General features: G+C 70.0%; 16 protein-coding genes. 8 read left to right on the top strand and 8 right to left on the bottom strand.

What is annotated here, in order from left to right; genetic code table 11:
* Nucleotides 1–8: 8 nt before the first annotated feature.
* Both fmt and truA read left to right on the top strand, forming a co-directional pair.
* Nucleotides 9–974, top strand: a complete 966-nt coding sequence (fmt, locus tag J2850_RS14480) for a methionyl-tRNA formyltransferase (RefSeq protein ID WP_209982790.1) — start codon at nucleotides 9–11, stop codon at nucleotides 972–974.
* Between the two features lie 5 nt (nucleotides 975–979).
* Nucleotides 980–1,717: a tRNA pseudouridine(38-40) synthase TruA gene (gene truA, locus J2850_RS14475; protein ID WP_209982788.1), complete on the top strand. Its 738-nt coding sequence runs from the start codon at nucleotides 980–982 to the stop codon at nucleotides 1,715–1,717.
* Between the two features lie 6 nt (nucleotides 1,718–1,723).
* Here truA and J2850_RS14470 read toward each other — a convergent pair whose 3' ends face one another.
* Both J2850_RS14470 and J2850_RS14465 read right to left on the bottom strand, forming a co-directional pair.
* A complete protein-coding gene (locus J2850_RS14470; protein ID WP_246513072.1) occupies nucleotides 1,724–2,725 on the bottom strand; it encodes an alpha/beta hydrolase family protein in 1,002 nt (333 codons plus the stop codon).
* Nucleotides 2,722–3,618 (bottom strand): LysR family transcriptional regulator, encoded by an 897-nt coding sequence (locus J2850_RS14465; RefSeq protein ID WP_209982786.1) that lies wholly within the window; start codon nucleotides 3,616–3,618, stop codon nucleotides 2,722–2,724. The genes J2850_RS14470 and J2850_RS14465 overlap by 4 nt, the downstream gene beginning before the upstream one ends.
* 87 nt (nucleotides 3,619–3,705) lie before the next feature.
* Here J2850_RS14465 and J2850_RS14460 point away from each other — a divergent pair, with 87 nt between their 5' ends.
* The gene (locus J2850_RS14460; RefSeq protein ID WP_209982784.1) at nucleotides 3,706–4,305 is read left to right on the top strand and encodes a cysteine hydrolase family protein; all 600 of its coding nucleotides are present in this window, start codon (nucleotides 3,706–3,708) and stop codon (nucleotides 4,303–4,305) included.
* A gap of 174 nt (nucleotides 4,306–4,479) precedes the next feature.
* Here the strand turns inward: J2850_RS14460 and J2850_RS14455 are convergent, their stop codons facing one another.
* Entirely contained in the window at nucleotides 4,480–6,075 is a 1,596-nt protein-coding gene (locus J2850_RS14455; protein ID WP_209982782.1) for an ABC transporter substrate-binding protein, read from the bottom strand.
* A gap of 213 nt (nucleotides 6,076–6,288) precedes the next feature.
* Between J2850_RS14455 and J2850_RS14450 the strand changes: the two genes are divergently transcribed.
* The 3 genes from J2850_RS14450 (at nucleotide 6,289) to J2850_RS14440 (ending at nucleotide 9,154) form a co-directional block, all read left to right on the top strand.
* Entirely contained in the window at nucleotides 6,289–7,308 is a 1,020-nt protein-coding gene (locus tag J2850_RS14450) for an aspartate-semialdehyde dehydrogenase (protein ID WP_209982781.1), read from the top strand.
* Between the two features lie 91 nt (nucleotides 7,309–7,399).
* Nucleotides 7,400–8,704 (top strand): branched-chain amino acid ABC transporter permease, encoded by a 1,305-nt coding sequence (locus J2850_RS14445; RefSeq protein ID WP_209982779.1) that lies wholly within the window; start codon nucleotides 7,400–7,402, stop codon nucleotides 8,702–8,704.
* Between the two features lie 99 nt (nucleotides 8,705–8,803).
* Entirely contained in the window at nucleotides 8,804–9,154 is a 351-nt protein-coding gene (locus tag J2850_RS14440; protein WP_209982934.1) for a zinc ribbon domain-containing protein YjdM, read from the top strand.
* Nucleotides 9,155–9,267: 113 nt separating this feature from the next.
* On the opposite strand, the gene leuC is transcribed toward J2850_RS14440, so the two are convergent.
* From leuC to J2850_RS14425, 3 genes are all read right to left on the bottom strand, one after another.
* A complete protein-coding gene (gene leuC, locus J2850_RS14435; protein ID WP_209982777.1) occupies nucleotides 9,268–10,674 on the bottom strand; it encodes a 3-isopropylmalate dehydratase large subunit in 1,407 nt (468 codons plus the stop codon).
* 141 nt (nucleotides 10,675–10,815) lie between these two features.
* Nucleotides 10,816–12,231 (bottom strand): FAD-binding oxidoreductase, encoded by a 1,416-nt coding sequence (locus J2850_RS14430; RefSeq protein ID WP_209982764.1) that lies wholly within the window; start codon nucleotides 12,229–12,231, stop codon nucleotides 10,816–10,818.
* Nucleotides 12,232–12,299: 68 nt separating this feature from the next.
* Entirely contained in the window at nucleotides 12,300–13,259 is a 960-nt protein-coding gene (locus tag J2850_RS14425; protein ID WP_209982762.1) for a DMT family transporter, read from the bottom strand.
* 295 nt (nucleotides 13,260–13,554) lie between these two features.
* Here J2850_RS14425 and gcvA point away from each other — a divergent pair, with 295 nt between their 5' ends.
* Complete coding sequence (gene gcvA, locus J2850_RS14420; protein ID WP_209982760.1) at nucleotides 13,555–14,505, top strand: transcriptional regulator GcvA; 951 nt, start codon at nucleotides 13,555–13,557, stop codon at nucleotides 14,503–14,505.
* Here gcvA and J2850_RS14415 read toward each other — a convergent pair.
* A complete protein-coding gene (locus J2850_RS14415; RefSeq protein WP_209982758.1) occupies nucleotides 14,465–15,460 on the bottom strand; it encodes an L-threonylcarbamoyladenylate synthase in 996 nt (331 codons plus the stop codon). The two genes, gcvA and J2850_RS14415, sit on opposite strands and share 41 nt — an antisense overlap.
* Before the next feature lie 157 nt (nucleotides 15,461–15,617).
* Between J2850_RS14415 and parA the strand changes: the two genes are divergently transcribed.
* The gene (gene parA, locus J2850_RS14410) at nucleotides 15,618–16,262 is read left to right on the top strand and encodes a ParA family partition ATPase (protein ID WP_209982756.1); all 645 of its coding nucleotides are present in this window, start codon (nucleotides 15,618–15,620) and stop codon (nucleotides 16,260–16,262) included.
* A 142-nt stretch (nucleotides 16,263–16,404) separates the two neighbouring features.
* On the opposite strand, the gene bfr is transcribed toward parA, so the two are convergent.
* Complete coding sequence (gene bfr / locus J2850_RS14405) at nucleotides 16,405–16,884, bottom strand: bacterioferritin (protein WP_209982754.1); 480 nt, start codon at nucleotides 16,882–16,884, stop codon at nucleotides 16,405–16,407.

Here is a 16,884-nt window from a genome sequence, read left to right as displayed (position 1 = left end):
GCCCGACCATGACCCCGCTCCGCCTCGTCTTCATGGGCACGCCCGACTTCGCCGTGCCCAGCCTTGCCGCGCTGGTCGGGGCGGGGCATCAGGTCGTCTGCGTCTACAGCCAGCCGCCGCGCCCGGCCGGCCGCGGCCAGCAGGTGCAGAAGTCGCCGGTGCACCGCTTCGCCGAGGAGCACGGCATCCCCGTGCGCACGCCCAAGAGCCTGCGCAACGCCGAGGCGCAGGCGGAGTTCGCCGCGCTCGGCGCCGACGCCGCGGTGGTCGCGGCCTATGGGCTGATCCTGCCGCAGCCGGTGCTCGACGCCCCGCGGCTCGGCTGCGTCAACGTCCATGGCTCGCTGCTGCCGCGCTGGCGCGGGGCGGCGCCGATCCAGCGCTCCATCCTGGCCGGCGACGGCGAGACCGGCATCACCATCATGCAGATGGACGTCGGGCTCGACACCGGCGCCATGCTGTCGAAGGAGGCGGTGGCGATCACCCCGGACACCACCGCCAGCAGCCTGCATGACGAGCTGGCGGCGCTCGGCGCCCGCATGATCGTCCCGGCCCTGGACGGGTTGGCCGCCGGCACGCTGAGGGCCGAGGCGCAGCCGGACGAGGGCGTCACCTACGCCGCCAAGCTGACGCGCGAGGACGGCCGGCTCGACTGGAGCCGGCCGGCTGCCCAGGTCGAACGGCAGGTCCGGGCGCTGACCCCCTGGCCCGGCTGCTGGTTCGACACGGCCGCTGGCGCCGCCACCGGTGCCGGCGGCGAGCGCATCAAGGTGCTGGCGGCCGAGCTGGCGGCCGGCGGGGGCGTCCCCGGCACCCTGCTCGACGACCGGCTGACCGTCGCCTGCGCCGACGGGGCGGTGCGCCTCACCAAGGTGCAGCGGCCGGGCAAGGCGCCTGTGGATGGCGCGGCCTTCCTGCGCGGCTTCCCGCTCGCCGTCGGCCAGCCGGTCTCGTCCGAAGCCGTCGCGGACTGACTGCCGTGCAGCGCTGGAAACTGACCGTCGAGTATGACGGCCGTCCCTTCGTCGGCTGGCAGCGCCAGGACAACGGCCCCTCGGTGCAGCAGAGCCTGGAGGAGGCGGTGCAGCGCCTGTCGGGCGAGGTGGTGCGCGTCCACGGCTCCGGCCGCACCGACGCCGGGGTGCATGCCCTGGGGCAGGTCTGCCATTTCGACCTGGAGAAGCCCTTCACCGGCCTGAAGCTGCGCGACGCGCTGAACTTCCACCTGAAGCCGGCGCCGATCGCGGTGCGCGAGGTCGAGGCGGCGGACCAGGAATTCCATGCGCGGCTGACCTCCACCGGGCGGTCCTATCTCTACCGGATCGTCAACCGGCGGGCGCCGCTGGCGCTCGACGCCGGGCGGGCCTGGCATGTCGCCCGCCCGCTGGATGCCGAGGCGATGCACGAGGCGGCGCAGGTGCTGGTCGGCCAGCACGATTTCTCCAGCTTCCGCGCCTCGCTCTGCCAGGCGAAGTCACCGGTCAAGACGCTCGACCGGCTGGCGGTGGAGCGCCAGGGCGAGGAGGTGCGGATCCACGCCGCCGCGCGCTCCTTCCTGCATCACCAGGTCCGCAACATGGTCGGCACCCTGGAATTGGTGGGGGCCGGCAAATGGACTGCCGCCGACGTCCGCCGCGCGTTGGACGCCCGCGACCGCGCCAAGGCCGGGCCGACCTGCCCGCCCGACGGGCTGTATTTCCTGGCCGCCAGCTACTGAACCGGGTCAGTTGCTGATCCGCTCGGTCTGGACGGGCATGGCGTCGAGCGTCCGCAGCAGCGTGTCCGTGTCGGCGCCTTGGGCGCACAGCCCGGTGGCGGTTTCGCCGAAATCCACCAGACCGTGGAAGCGGGGCGGCCGGGCACGTTCGAGCGGAACCAGCCAGGCGGCATGGCCACGGGCGACCAGCCCGTCGAAGTAAAGACGCTGGGTCCGGAACAGCACGTTCGTCTCCCGCGGGTCGCCGATGACGAAGATGCGGCGGGCCGGATCCGTCGGGATGCGGTCGAGCGAGCGGTAGGGGTCGAACCATGTCTCCGGCCTGGCCAGCCTCGCCTTGGCGTCATGGGCCTCCAGATAGGCCCGGTAGGCAGGGGCGGCCGACGAGAGGACGGCGCATCTGAGATCGTTGCGGCGGGCGAGGAACTCGGCCGCCAGCGTTCCGCCAGCGCTGTGCCCGCCGAGCGCCCATTGGCCGATGCCATAGCGCCGCTTGAGCAGGTCGAGGTGGGCGTTCATCAGCGCCGCCTCGCGTGGGGAGTGGCGGAGGTCCCAGAACCGGCCGGAACTGCCGTAGGCCCCCGGACGGGCCAGGAAGAGGAAGGGGACGCCGAACCGCTGCGCCAGCGCCCGCTCCTGGTCGATCATCGCGGCGACGCTCAAGCCCTCCTGATGCCCGATCTGGTGCGGCCGGGAGCCCATGATGTCCCCGTGCATCCAGGCCGCCGCGACGGGATTGGGGCCGGGGGCGGGGCGCAGCCCGGCCGCGTAGTAGCGCAGGCATTCGCCCCGGCCATCCACCACCACCCAACTGGCGGTTTCCCGCGCTTCCAACTCGGCGCACTGCCGACAGCTGATCGTCCTGCCCGCGGCGACGGCGGCGTTGGAGAACCGCTCGTCGTTCGGCAGGGACTGGCCGCAGGCAGGAAGCCCGGCCATGATGGTTGCCGGGAGGACGGCGCAGGCGAGGACGAGGCGGTGGAGCCGCATGCCGATGTTGCGGTTCATGGCCGGTCACCCTCCAGTCGTGGCCGTTCGTCGGTGAAGATCGCCACCAGATGCTCGATCACCGCCCGCACCCGCGGCACCTCGCAGCGGTCGCGATGGACCAGCAGCCACGCTTCGCGGTTCAGCGGCGGGCCGGGTTGGGGGCAACGTTCCAAGCCCAGGACCCCGTCCGCCAGCAGGCAGGGCAGCAGCGCGGCGCCGAAGCCGGCGACCGCCGCCGCCAGTTGTCCCTGGACGCTGTTGGAGCGGAACGCCACCCGCCGGCCGGCGCAATGGCGGGCCAGCCACAGTGCCTCCGGCAGCTCCGCCATCGTTTCGTCATAGGCGACCAGCGCGTCGGACGCGTCGGGCGCCGCATAGAGCCCGTAGGCCAGCGTGGCGAGCCGCCGCCCCACCAGGTCGCCACGCTGCGGCCGGGCCAGCCGGATCGCCAGATCGGCCTCGCGGCGCGCCAGGCTGAGGGTGCGGTTGTCGGCGATGACCTCCAGGTCCAGTCCCGGATGGGCGCGGCGCAGCGCCCCGAGGCGCGGGATGACGAAGCGGTCGGCCAGCGCCTGGGTCATGGTCAGCCGGACGGTTCCGCCCAGCCCGGCTTCCGCACCGGCTTGCCCGCCCTCCCGCCGGCGGATCGCCTGCGCCCGCTCGTCCATCGCCTCGGCGAGCGCGCGGACGCCTTCGCCCTCCTCGGTCAGCACATAGCCATCCGGCCGCCGCTCCATCAGCGTCCGGCCGAGCGACTCCTCCAGCGCCGCCAGCCGGCGTCCGACGGTGGCGTGGCTCAGCCGCAGGCGGCGGGCCGCCGCCGACAGGCTGCCGGCACGCGCCAGTTCCAGGAACACGCGCAGGTCGTCCCAGTCCAGCGGACCGGCGCCTGTGAATTTCTGAACAGTCATGGCGCGAAGATAGCGGATGGCGGTCCATCGGTGAACCGGGCAGCATCGCCGCCACCGATCCCACCCAATTCCCTGGAGTTCCAGAACATGAGCGAAGCCCTGACCCTGCGCCACATCGTCGGCGCACCCACGCACCCGAGCCCGCTCGACAAGGCCGTCCTGGTGCTGATCGACCTGCAGCGCGAATACGCCGACGGCGCGCTGCGGCTGTCCGGCGTCGATGCCGCGGTGGAGCAGGCGGTGCGCCTGCTGGCACTCGCCCGCGCCAACGGCGTTCCGGTGATCCACATCGTGCATCATACGGCGCCCGGAGCGCCGCTGTTCGATCCGGCCGGCCCGACGGCGCAGATCATTCCGGACGTGGCTCCGCAGGGTGGCGAGCCGGTAATCGTCAAGCGGCTGGCCAACGCCTTCGCCGGCACCAGCCTGGAGACGGCGGCGCGCGACACCGGGCGCAGCGAGATGATCATCGCCGGCTTCATGACCCACAACTGCGTCAGCAGCACCGCGCGCAGCGCCGTCGACCATGGCTGGCGGGTGACGGTGGTGGCGTCGGCCACCGCCACCCGGGACCTGCCCGACGGCCGCGGCGGCGTGGTGCCGGCGGCCGAGATCCAGCGGGGCGTGCTGGCAGGGCTGGGCGACAGCCTGACGGTCGTGGTGGAGGACGCCGGCGCCTGGGGGTGAGAGGGGCGGGGAGGGTGTGCGCCGGTTGCCCCCTCCCCATCCCTCCCCCGCCTGCGGCGGGAGAGGGGGCAGGACCCTTGTCAGCGTTCAGCGGAGTTCCCTCTCCCGCAATCGGACCGACCTTCGGTCGGCCGACAGCGGGGGAGGGTTAGGGAGGGGGCAGCCGGCGCGCCTCTACTTCTTCTCGGCCTTCCAGTAGTAGTTGGTGTCGAAGCTCGGCCCCCATACCAGGCCGGAGACGGTCTTGCGTTCCGCCACCATCTCCGTCTGCTGGAACATGATGACGAAGGGAGAATCGGCGAGCACGCTGCGCTGCAGCTCCTCGTACATCCTGGCGCGCTTGGCGCCGTCGCGCTCCTCGACCGCGGCGGCGGTCTTCTTCGTCAGCTCAGGGATGTCCCAGGCGTTGCGCCAGGCCAGCGGCTTGGCCTTGGCGTTGTCGCCGTTGTCCGGGTTGGAGGCGAAGGTGTCGGCGTTGGAGTTCGGATCCTGGTAGTCGGCGCCCCACTGCTGGATCATCAGCTCGTGGTTGCGGGCACGGTACTTGGTCAGCACCTGCTTGCCGTCGCCGGGGATGATCTCGATCTTCACGCCGGCCTTGGCGGCGCTGGCCTGGATCGCCTGCGCCATGTCCTGGGTCGGGCTGGTGTTGCGGACGTCCATCGACACGGTGAAGCCGTCGGGATAGCCGGCCTTGGCCAGCAGCTCCTTCGCCTTGGCGGGATCGTACCTGTACGGGTTTTCGTTGACCGCGCCGAGGAAGCCCTTGGGGAGGAAAGCCTGATGGACGGTGCCGATGCCGTTCATCATGCTGCCGGCCATGGCGTCATAGTCGACGAGATACTTGAACGCCTCGCGGACCTCGGGTTTGGCCAGCGCCGGCACCTTCTGGTTCAGGCTGAGGTACCACAGCGTGCCCTTGGGCGCCTGGACCAGCCGGATGGTGTCGCTGGCCTTCAGCGGCTCGAACTGCTCGGGCTTCAGGTTGCGCGCGACGTCGACGTCGCCCTTCTCCAGCAGCAGGCGCTGGGTCGCCGGCTCGGCGATGTGGCGGATCAGAACGCGCTTCATCTTCGGCGCCCCCCGCCAGTATTTGGCGTTGGCGTCGAAGGCCAGCAGCTCGCTCGGCTTCCACTGCTTCAGGACGAAGGGGCCGGAGCCGGCGGAAGCGGTCTTCAGCCAGCCGGCACCGAAATCGCCGTCCTTCTCCTTGCTCTTCACCAGCTTGGAATCGACGACCGAGGCGACGTCGGCGGTCAGGCAGTAGAGCACGAAGGTCGGGGCATAGGATTTGTCGGTGGTGAAGACCAGCGTGCGCGGGTCGGTCGCGCGGACCATCTGGTCGACGTTGTCGGGCGTCAGGCCGAACTGGGTCAGGATGAAGGCCGGTCCCTTGTTCATCTTCACCGCACGGACGAAGGACCAGGCGACGTCCTCGGCCGTCAGCGGGTTGCCGGAGTGGAAGGTGATGCCGTCGCGGATCCTGAATGTGAAGGTCTTGCCGTCGGGCGACACGGTCCAGCTTTCGGCGACCTCGCCCTCGATCTTGCTGACGTCCTCGACGTCGAAATGGATCAGGCGGTCGTAGACCTGGGCGCTGAATTCCGCACCCGACAGCTCGAAGATCTCGGCCGGATCGAGGCTGACGATGTCGTCGAACTGCCATGCCATCACCAGCGCGTCCTTCGGCGTGTCGGCGGCGGCGGGAGCGGCGATGCTGGCGAGCGCGAGAGCAGCGGCAGCGAACAGGCCGCGCTTGAAGCTGGTCATCCCTGAAGTCTCCCAAGAAGTCACCCTGGCCGTGTGGCCGGGCACCGTTCGTCCCGGAATCTTCCCGCCGTGTTTCGGGGGCTGTCAAGCCGGCCAGGGGTCAGTACCGCCGGTATGGCGGCCGTGACGGCATGGGTTGCTTTTCGGCCGGAAAGTGCCTAGCTCCTAGCGTTTCCCCGCATTCGTGCAGTTTCGGCAGAAGGACACCCCGTCATGGGCTATACCGTCGCGGTCATCGGCGCCACCGGCAATGTCGGGCGCGAGATCCTGCAAACGCTGGCCGAGCGGAAGTTCCCGGCCGACAAGGTCATCGCCCTGGCCTCCGAGAAGTCGATCGGGCAGGAGGTCTCCTTCGGCGAGGACGACATCCTCAAGGTCCAGGACCTCAACAAGTTCGACTTCAAGGGCGTGGACATCGCGCTGTCGTCGCCGGGCGCCAAGGTGTCGGCGGTCCATGCGCCGCGCGCGGCGGCGGCGGGCTGCGTCGTCATCGACAATACCTCGCAGTTCCGCATGGACCCCGACGTGCCGCTGGTGGTGCCGGAGGTGAACCCGCAGGCGCTGGCCGGCTTCCGCAAGCGCAACATCGTCGCCAATCCCAACTGCTCGACCATCCAGATGGTGGTGGCGCTGAAGCCGCTGCACGACCGCTTCCGGATCCGCCGCGTCGTGGTGTCGACCTACCAGTCGGTGTCGGGCGCCGGCAAGGAGGCGATGGACGAGCTGTTCACCCAGACCCGCGCCATCTTCGTCAACGACCCGATCACCAAGAGCGTCTTCCCCAAGCAGATCGCCTTCAACGTCATCCCGCAGATCGACGTCTTCATGGAGGACGGCTCCACCAAGGAAGAGTGGAAGATGATGGTGGAGACGAAGAAGATCCTCGATCCCAAGATCAAGGTCGCCGCCACCTGCGTGCGGGTGCCGTCCTTCATCGGCCATGCCGAGTCGATCAACATCGAGACGGAGGAGCCGATCACCGCCGGCGAGGTCCGCCAGATCCTGCGGGCGTCCCCCGGCCTCTCGGTCGTCGACCAGCAGTCGCCGGAAGGGTACATCACCCCGGTCGACGTCGCCGGCGAGAACCCCGTCTTCGTCAGCCGCATCCGCGAGGACATCTCGGTGGAGAACGGCCTGTCCTTCTGGTGCGTCGCCGACAATCTGCGCAAGGGCGCGGCGCTGAACGCCGTGCAGATCGCCGAACTGCTGGCGCGGGACTATCTGGCGAAGTGAAGGGTGGGGCCGACGTGCCGAAGTCGGCGCCGCCTTCCCACCTTTTGCGATTGCCGGTAGGCTGACCCGTCCCACCTGACCGGGCGGTCCCGTGCTCCGCATCCTGCCGTTCCTTGCGCTGGTCCTGCTGCTCTCCGGCTGCGGCGTCGATGCCGACCAGGAGATGCTGTGCCGCCGGCTGATCCCGGCCTTCGACGGCGGCCCGGTCACCGGCCTGTCGGCCCAGGCCATCGCCGAGGACCGGCGCGTGGTGCGCATCGACTACCGGGCCGGCGGGCAGGCGCACTGGATCGCCTGCCGCTTTGCCGGGACGGCGATGGAGGAAGGGCGGCGGACGCTGGCCGCCGTCGCGACCGACCGCACCGGCTGGCTGCGCGAGATGCGGTTCGCGATGCTGATGCAGTGGCTGCGCATCAAGCCGGCCGATGCCGCCGTCGCCGGGGACCGGCCGGAGCGTGCCGGGCCGACCCGCTGGACCCCGGTGCTGTTCCTGCTGCAGCAGGTGATCAACGCCGCCACCGTGGCCTGCGTCTACGGGTTGCTGGCGCTGGGCTACACGCTGGTCTACGCCATCCTCGGCCAGATCAACCTGGCGATGGGCGAGCTGACCATGCTCGGCGCCATGATGACGGCGATGGCCGCCGCCGGCCTCGGCATGGCCGGATGGGCGGGCTGGCCGCCGGCGCTGCTGGGCGTGCTGGCGCTGGTGATGGGATTCACTGCAGTCCAGGGCTGGGCGATGGACCGCCTGGTCTTCCGCCGCCTGCGCGGGGTGCGCAGCCACACGCCGCTGATCATCGCCGTCGGCCTGTCGATCGCCTACCAGGAGGGCATGCGCCTGCTGCACGGCGCCCGCGACTGGTGGCCGGCTCCGGTTCTGACCGGACGCCACGAGCTCTTGAGCGACGGCGCCTTCACCGTCACCGCGCTGTCGGCGCAGTTCGCGATCCTGGCCTTGACCGCCGGGCTCTACGCCCTGTTGTGGGGGATCATCCAGCGCACCGCCTTCGGTCGCGCGCATCGCGCCTGCACCGACGACGTCGCCGCGGCCGAGCTGGTGGGGGTGGACGTCAACCGCACGGTGGCGGCGACCTTCGCCATCGGCGGCGGCCTGGCGGCGGCGGCGGGGGCGGTGATCGCGCTCTATTATGGTGGGGTGAACTTCTTCACCGGCTACCTGATCGGCTTCAAGGCGCTGGCCGCCGCGGTGGTCGGAGGCATCGGGTCGGTGCCGGGGGCGATGCTCGGCGGCGCCCTGCTCGGCGTGGTAGAGACCTTCTGGTCGGCCTATTTCGCGCTGGCCTACAAGGACATCGTCGCCTTCGGGCTGCTGGCGCTGTTCCTGATCTACCGCCCGCAGGGACTGCTGGGGCAGGCGCGGGGCAGGGGGGACTGAACGGACGGGGCAGGCCGGCCGCGATCCGCCCCGGCCGACGCGGTTTCCATTAATCCACACTTCGACTAGGGTGTCGCTCCCCTACGACGAGGAATGATGATGGACGCCGATTTGCGATGCCCGCAGTGCAATTCCGAACATGTCTACCAGGACGGCAGCCTGTGGATCTGCCCGGAATGCGCCCATGAATGGAACCCGGACGCGGCGGCGGGCGCCGCTGCGGTGGATGAGTCGGCGGTGCGCGATGCCAACGGCAACATCCTGGCCGACGGTGACAGCGTGACCGTCATCAAGGACCTGAAGGTCAAGGGCTCCTCGCTGGTCATTAAGGGCGGCACGAAGGTCAAGGGCATCCGCCTGACCGACGGCGCCAACGGCCACAACATTTCCTGCAAGATCGACGGCATCGGCGCGATGGACCTGAAGTCGGAGTTCGTCAGGAAAGCCTGACCGGCCCCTCCGCCCTGCCGCGCCGCCATGTCAGCAGCAGACAAAGCAAAGGCCCCGGCGGACAGCCTGTCCGCCGGGGCCTTTTCGTCGCGTGCTGCCGAGCCGGTGCCGGTTCAGGCGAGGCTGCGGACGTCGGCCAGGTGGCCGGTCACCGCCGCCGCCACGGCCATGCCCGGGCTGACCAGGTGGGTGCGGCCGCCGCGGCCCTGGCGGCCTTCGAAGTTGCGGTTGGAGGTCGAGGCGCTGCGCTCGCCCGGCTCCAGCCGGTCGGCGTTCATCGCCAGGCACATCGAGCAGCCGGGCTCGCGCCACTCGAAGCCGGCCTCGACGAAGATCTTGTCCAGACCCTCTTCCTCGGCCTGCTCCTTGACCAGGCCGGAGCCGGGGACCACCAGCGCGCGCACGCCCTCGGCGACCTTGCGGCCCTTGGCGAGGTCGGCGGCGGCGCGCAGATCCTCGATGCGGCCGTTGGTGCAGGAGCCGATGAAGACGGTGTCGACCTTCACCTCGGTCAGCGGCTGGCCGGGGGTCAGGCCCATGTAGGCCAGCGACCGCTCGACGGCGGCGCGCTTGCCGGCGTCGGCGATGTCGGCCGGGTTCGGCACCGTGGCGGTGATCGGCAGCACGTCCTCCGGGCTGGTGCCCCAGGTGACCTGCGGCGCGATCTCGGCGGCGTTCAGCACGACGGTGGTGTCATAGACCGCACCCTCGTCCGACGGCAGCGTCTTCCAGTAGGCGACGGCCTGCTCGTAGGCGCCGGCCTTCGGCGCCAGGGCGCGGCCCTTGACGTACTCGAAGGTCTTCTCGTCCGGGGCGACCAGGCCGGCGCGGGCGCCGGCTTCGATCGCCATGTTGCAGACGGTCATGCGGCCTTCCATCGTCAGGTCGCGGATCGCCTCGCCGGCGAACTCGATGACGTGGCCGGTGCCGCCGGCGGTGCCGATCTTCCCGATGATCGCCAGCACGATGTCCTTGGCGGTGACGCCCGGGTTCACCTTGCCGTCGACGCGCACCAGCATGTTCTTGGCCGGCTTCTGCAGCAGGGTCTGGGTGGCCAGCACATGCTCCACCTCGGACGTGCCGATGCCGAAGGCCAGCGCACCGAAGGCGCCGTGGGTGGCGGTGTGGCTGTCGCCGCAGACGATGGTGGCGCCCGGCAGGGTGAAGCCCTGCTCCGGCCCGACGATGTGGACGATGCCCTGGCGCACGTCGTCCATCGGGAAATAGCGCACGCCGAAGTCACGGGCGTTCTTGTCCAGCGTCTCCACCTGGATCCGGCTCTCCTCCTCGGTGATGCCCTTGGAGCGGTCGGTGGTGGGGACGTTGTGGTCCGGCACGGCGAGAGTGGCTTCCGGGCGCCGCACCTGGCGGCCGGCGGCGCGCAGCCCTTCGAACGCCTGCGGGCTGGTCACCTCGTGGACCAGGTGGCGGTCGATGTAGAGGATGCAGGTGCCGTCATCCTGGCGGTGCACGACGTGGCTGTCCCAGATCTTGTCGAACAGAGTGCGCGGCTTGGACATCGGAAAAACTCTCTCTCGCGGTACGACAGGCGCAGAAGAATCGGAGGCGGCACCATAGCCTTGTGTCGCGGCGGGAACAAGGGCGGCATGGTGTCTTGCGCCGCAAGCCTGTCCCCCGCAATTTTATGACGTGCCTGCTCCTTACGGCAGCATCTTGCCGGGATTGAGCAGGCCCTTCGGATCGAGGGTCGCCTTGACGGCGCGCAGCAGGTCGAATTCCACCGGGCTCTTGATGACCGGCATCTCGTCCTTCTTGAAGCGGCCGACGCCGTGCTCGGCGGAGATCGAGCCGTCCAGCTTGAAGATCACCTCGTTGACGACGTGGCAAATCTCGTCCCAGCGTTCGAGATAGGCCTTGGTGTCGGCCCCCTCGGGCTGGCTGAGGTTGAAGTGGATGTTGCCGTCGCCGACATGGCCGAAGGGGGTCGGGCGGATGCCGGGGCAGGCCTTGGCCACCGCCGCCTCGGCCAGCTCGATGAACTCGGCGACGCGGGAGACGGGGATCGACACGTCGTTCTTGATCGACCCGCCCTCGAACTTCTGGGCTTCGACGATCGCCTCGCGGATGAACCAGAGCTGCTTGGCCTGGGCGTCCGACTGGGCCAGCGTGGCGTCAGTCGCCAACTCCGCCTCGAAGGCCTCGCCGAGCGCCGTCTCCACCGTCTCCTGGAAGGCATCGGACCGGGTGCCGGCGGTCAGCTCGGTCAGGACGTACCAGGGCGACGGCTCCGACAGCGGGTCGATGGTGCCGGCGACATGGCGGAGGGCGAAGTCCAGGCAGCGGCGGGACATCAGCTCGAAGGCCGACACCGCGTCGCCCGAGGCGGCGCGCAGGCGGGCCAGCAACTCGATGGCGGCGGCCGGGCTGGGCACGGCGACGAAGGCGGTGACCGACTGGCGCGGGCGCGGGAACAGCTTCAGCACCGCCGCGGTGATGATGCCGAGCGTCCCTTCCGCCCCGACGAACAGGTTCTTCAGGTCGTAGCCGGTGTTGTTCTTGCGCAGCCGGCGCATGCCGTCCCACACCCGGCCGTCGGCCAGCACCACCTCGAGCCCGAGCACGAGGTCGCGGGTGTTGCCGTAGCGCAGCACGTTGATGCCGCCGGCGTTGGTGGAGATCAGGCCGCCGATCTGCGCGGTGCCCTCGGCGCCGAGGCTCAGCGGGAACAGGCGGTCGGCCTCGGCGGCGGCGTCCTGGATGCTGGTCAGCACCACGCCGGCCTCCACCGTCATGGTGTAGTTCAGCGTGTCGATGTCGCGGATGCGGTTCATGCGCGACAGGCTGAGCACGATCTCGCGCCCCTCCTCGTAGGGGATGGAGCCGCCGACCAGGCTGGTGTTGCCGCCCTGCGGCACGATGGGGATGCCGGCCGCGGCGCAGATCTTGACCACCGCCGCCACCTCTTCGGTGCTGGCCGGGCGGACCACCGCCGGGCTGTTGCCCTTGAAGCGGCCGCGCCACTCCGCGAGGTAAGAGGCCATGTCGGCCGCGTCGGTGAGAATGCCGGACGGGCCGACGATGGCGCGGATCTGGTCGAGAGCGGCGGCGACGGTCATGGCAAGGCGTCCGAGGCAGGTTAAGTGGCTTGCAATCGATCCCTTCTAACGTCTTCGCCGACCATTTTCTATCCCTTGGCGACCGATGCGGATCTGCGTTGTCCCAGCCATGCGGACAGTCTTCCGTCGATGGCGGCGAGGCCGCCGGCGATCAGCGCCATCCCGACCCCATGCCTGACCGCCAGCCGTTCGCCGAGAAACAGGCCGCCCAGCAGGATGGCACTGACCGGGATCAGGAACGTGACCAGCATCAGGTTGGTCGCGCCGGCCGAAGCCAGGACGCGGAAGAAGATGACGTAGGCCAGGGCGGTGGACAGCAGGGCGATGCCGATGACGGCGCCCCAGGCGGCCGCGCTGGGCATCGGCAGGGTCCAGGGACGATCGGCCAGCAGGGCCACCGGCACCAGCATCAGGGTGGAGGCGGTGACCTGCCCCGTCGCGGTGACCAGGGGCGATACGCCCATGCCCTTGAACCGCCGGCCGAAGATGCCGGCGAAGGAATAGGAGAGGGCGGCGCCCAGCACCGCAAGCTGCGGCAGCACCCCGCTTCCCGGCCCGGCTCCGGCAAGCCCGTCCAATGCCGACGGTCCGATCATCACCGCCACGCCGGCGAAGCCGACGAGGACCCCCGCCAGCCGGTTGCCGGTCATCTTCTCGTCCCGGGTCAGGACATGCGCGACCATCACGCCGAACAGCGGCGTGGTGGCGTTGAGGACCGAGGCGACGCCGCTGGCGATCTGGGTCTGTCCCCAGACGATCAGGCAGAAGGGAATGAGGTTGTTCAACGCCCCCATGCCGAAGAAGGCGATCCAGGTCCGGCGGTCGCGCGGCATCGGCAGTCCCAGGATCCGCAACAGCCCGCCGAGTGCCAGGGCCGCCAGGGCGACCCGCATGGCGACGATGGTGAAGGGCGGCAATTCCCGCACGGCGATGCCGACGAAGAAGAAGGACCCGCCCCACAGGATCGAAAGCGCGACCAGCAGGCTCCAGTCGGTCAGGTCCATCGGCTTGTGGTTCGGTGGGGTCATCGGGTGGCCTCCATTGATGGCTTATGCGTGTTCGGGTGTGTGTCCGGGGCTGGATATGCCGGGGTCCGGCATCCTGCCCGGCGGTGTCGGCCGGCGGCGATCCGCGTCTTGCGGTGGAATTGCCACTGTCGCCGAAACGGATGTTTGGGTGCCCGTGCCCATGATCGGGCTTGGCCCACGCGAACCCGCCATTGCCCGGCCTTTCCTGCTCAATCGAGCTGGGCTAAAATTAGTGCCCGGTCCCACTATTGGGCAAAGGAGTCCTTTTCCGCATGCCATTGAGATTTTCTAAATCATGACGCTGTCCTTGCCCCCGCTAGCCGGCCTGCGCGCCTTCGAAGCGACCGCGCGTCATCTCAGCATGACGCTTGCCGCGCGGGAGTTGAACGTCACGCCGGGCGCGGTCAGCCTCCAGGTCAAGGAGCTGGAAACGGCGCTCGGCTTGCGGCTGTTCGAACGCAAGCCGCGCAGCCTCGCCTTGACCGCCGAGGGGGCGGCCTATCGTGCGGCCATCCGGACCGCCTTCCGCCTGATCCGGGATGCGACCGCCGAACTCACGGCAGGGCTCCGCAGGCCGGAACTGGCGCTGTCCTGCACTCCGGCTTTCGCCGTGCAATGGCTGGTTCCGCGTCTGCCGCGGTTCGAGGCGGCCGCGCCTGGGATCGATGTCCGGATCGGAGTCACCAACCGGCTTGTCGATTTCGCGCAGGACCGTGTCGACGTCGCCGTGCGTCATGGGCTGGGCGCCTACGAAGGCCTATGTGCCGAGCGGTTGATCGACGACGAGTTGGTTCCGGTGTGCAGCCCCGACTATCTGCGCACCGCACCGCCGGTCCGGCAGCCGGCCGATCTGGCAGCCGGTCCAGCGGGGGAGCCGGCGGCTCACCGGCTTCTGCATGACGAGCACCGCGGGGACTGGGCGCTCTGGTTCCGAGCCGCCGGCGTGCCGGATGGGGGGGCAGATCGCGGGCCGGTCTTCGCCGATGGCAACGGCGTGATGGAGGCTGCCAAGGCCGGATTGGGAATAGCGCTGGTCCGGCACCGTTTTGCCGCGGACGATCTCGCGGCGGGGCGGCTTATCGTCCCGTTCGACCAACGTCTGTCGAACGGCCTCGCCTATCACCTCGTCTATCCGGGCGGGGCGGAGGAGAAGCCGGCGGTGGCCGCCTTTCTCCGCTGGATCAGGGCGGAGGCCGGCGATGCCCTCATCCCCGCGGCGCCGCCGCCCGGCGCAGCCGGTCGTTGATGGCGATGCCGAGCCCGACCTCGGGGACCGGCATCACGGCGATGCGGTTCGCGCCGCTCTCGTCGAGCGTGCGCAGGTGCGAGAACAGGTTGGCCGCCGCCTCGTCGAGGTCGCCCTCCAGGCTCAGGTTCAGCCGGGTGGTGCCGCCGAAGACGAAGCGGTCGGGGCCGAAGGTCAGGAAGGCCTCATCCTCTTCCGCCGAGGCGGCGTTCAGGCGCACCGCAGCGCTGGGGGCGTAGTGGCTTTCCAACTGGCCAGGCGACTTCGGGGCGTTGGGATCGCCGGCCGAGATGCGGACCGGGCCGATCAGCCGCTCCATCTCGTCGGGCAGCACGGCGCCGGGGCGCAGCAGCACCGCCTCCGGTCCGGTCAGGTCGATGACGGTCGATTCCACGCCGACCAGGCATTTGCCGCCGGTGACGATCGCGTCGACCCGGTCGCCCAGGCTCTCCAGCACATGCTGCGGCGTGGTCGGGCTGACGGCGCCGGAGCGGTTGGCGCTGGGGGCGGCGATCGGCCGGCCGGCGGCGCGCAGGATGGCCTGCGCCACCGGGTGGCCCGGCACGCGGATGGCGATGCTGTCGAGCCCGGCGCTGACCAGCAGCGACAGGGCGGAGTTGGCCGGGCGCGGCAGCACCATGGTCAGCGGGCCGGGCCAGAACTGCTGGGCCAGCTCGTAGGCGCGGTCGTCGAACATGCCCCAGGACTGGGCGGCGGCCAGGTCGGGGACATGGGCGATCAGCGGGTTGAACTGCGGCCGGCCCTTGGCGGCGAAGATCGCCGCGACCGCGCGGTCGTCGGTGGCATCGGCGCCCAGCCCGTAGACCGTTTCGGTCGGGAAGGCGACCAGACGGCCGGCGCGCAGCAATTCGCCCGCGCGGGCAAGCCCGGCGGGGGTGGTCGGGATCAGCGCCGGGCGCTTCTCGCCGGTATCGGGTGCGGTATGGTCGGTCACGGCGTCTTTCTAGAGGCTCCGGCGCCCCTCTTTCAATTCACGCATCTCAAATCCGGCATCGGGTGCGGAGTGTCAATTCGCGCGGTTGCACCGGTGCCATGCCGAAGGTTATTGAGGGAGCCGCGGAATCTCCGGTCACAACATGATGGGTGCGGGCATGGCGGGCAAGGTCTTCACCGTGGCGCAGCAGAAGGGCGGCGCCGGCAAGACCACGCTGGCCGCCCATTTGGCGATCGCCTGGGCGCAGCTCGGCCACCGCGTCGCCACCGTCGACATCGACCCGCAGGGCAGCCTGACCCGCTGGCACGCCGTCCGCGCCGAGGCGACGGGCGGCCAGCCCGGCTTCACCCACATCCAGATCACCGGCTGGCGCACCCAGGCGGAGGTCGAGAAGCTGGCGCGCGGCCATGACATCGTGGTGGTGGACAGCCCGCCCCACGCGCAGACCGAGGCGCGGATCGCCGTTCGCGCCGCGTCGCTGGTGGTGGCGCCGGTGCAGCCGAGCCCGATGGACCTGTGGGCCGTGCACCCGACGATCGAACTGGCCGCGCAGGAAAAGCGCCGCCTGCTGCTGGTGCTGAACCGGGTGCCGCCGCGCGCCCGCATCGCCGACGAGCTGATCGGCAAGGTGCACGACCTGGTGGCCCCGCCGGCGGTGGAGTTGGCCGCGGCCCAGGTCGGCAACCGCACCGCCTATGCCGGCACCCTGATGACCGGGCTGTCGGTGACGGAGGCCGCACGCAAGACCCAGGCGGCGGCGGAGATGCAGGCGCTGGCGGAAGAGATTCTCGGGCGGGTGTGAAGGGGGCGGGTCTGTTGCCGTTGCCCCCACCCCGACCCTTCCCCCGCTCTCGGCGGACCTGCGGTCCGCCTGCGGCGTCAGCACAAAGCGGAGCTTTGTGCGGGAGCCGGGCGGGGGAGGGGGGTAATCCCCGGAGGTGGCTTCAGTCCTTGAACTCGCCCATCGCCGACTGGATGTAGTTCGGCAGGCCGATGTCGTCGATCAGGCTGAGCTGGGTTTCGAGGTAGTCGATGCGCTCCTCGGACTCCTCGAGGATCTCCGACAGCTCGTCGCGCGACACGTAGTCGGCCTTCTCCTCGCAGACGGCGATGGCGGCGGCGATGCGGTCGCGGGCCTCGCGCTCGGCGGTGAGGTCGCTCGCCAGGATTTCCGGCACGTCCTCGCCGATGCGCAGCTTGCCGAGATCCTGGAGGTTGGGGATCGCCTCGATGAACAGGATGCGCTCGATGATCTCGTCGGCGCTCTTCATCACCTCGATGGAGGCGTGGTACTCCCACTTGCCCAGCGCCCTGACGCCCCAGTTCTTCAGCATGCGGGCGTGCAGGAAATACTGGTTGATCTGCGTCAGTTGGTCCTTGAGGACGATCTGAAGCTGGACGATGACGTCGCTGTTGCCCTTCAT

The organism is Azospirillum picis (assembly GCF_017876115.1).
Lineage (GTDB): Bacteria > Pseudomonadota > Alphaproteobacteria > Azospirillales > Azospirillaceae > Azospirillum > Azospirillum picis.
Note: the sequence above shows the minus strand (reverse complement) of the source record. Positions and strands in the feature narration are given on the sequence as shown.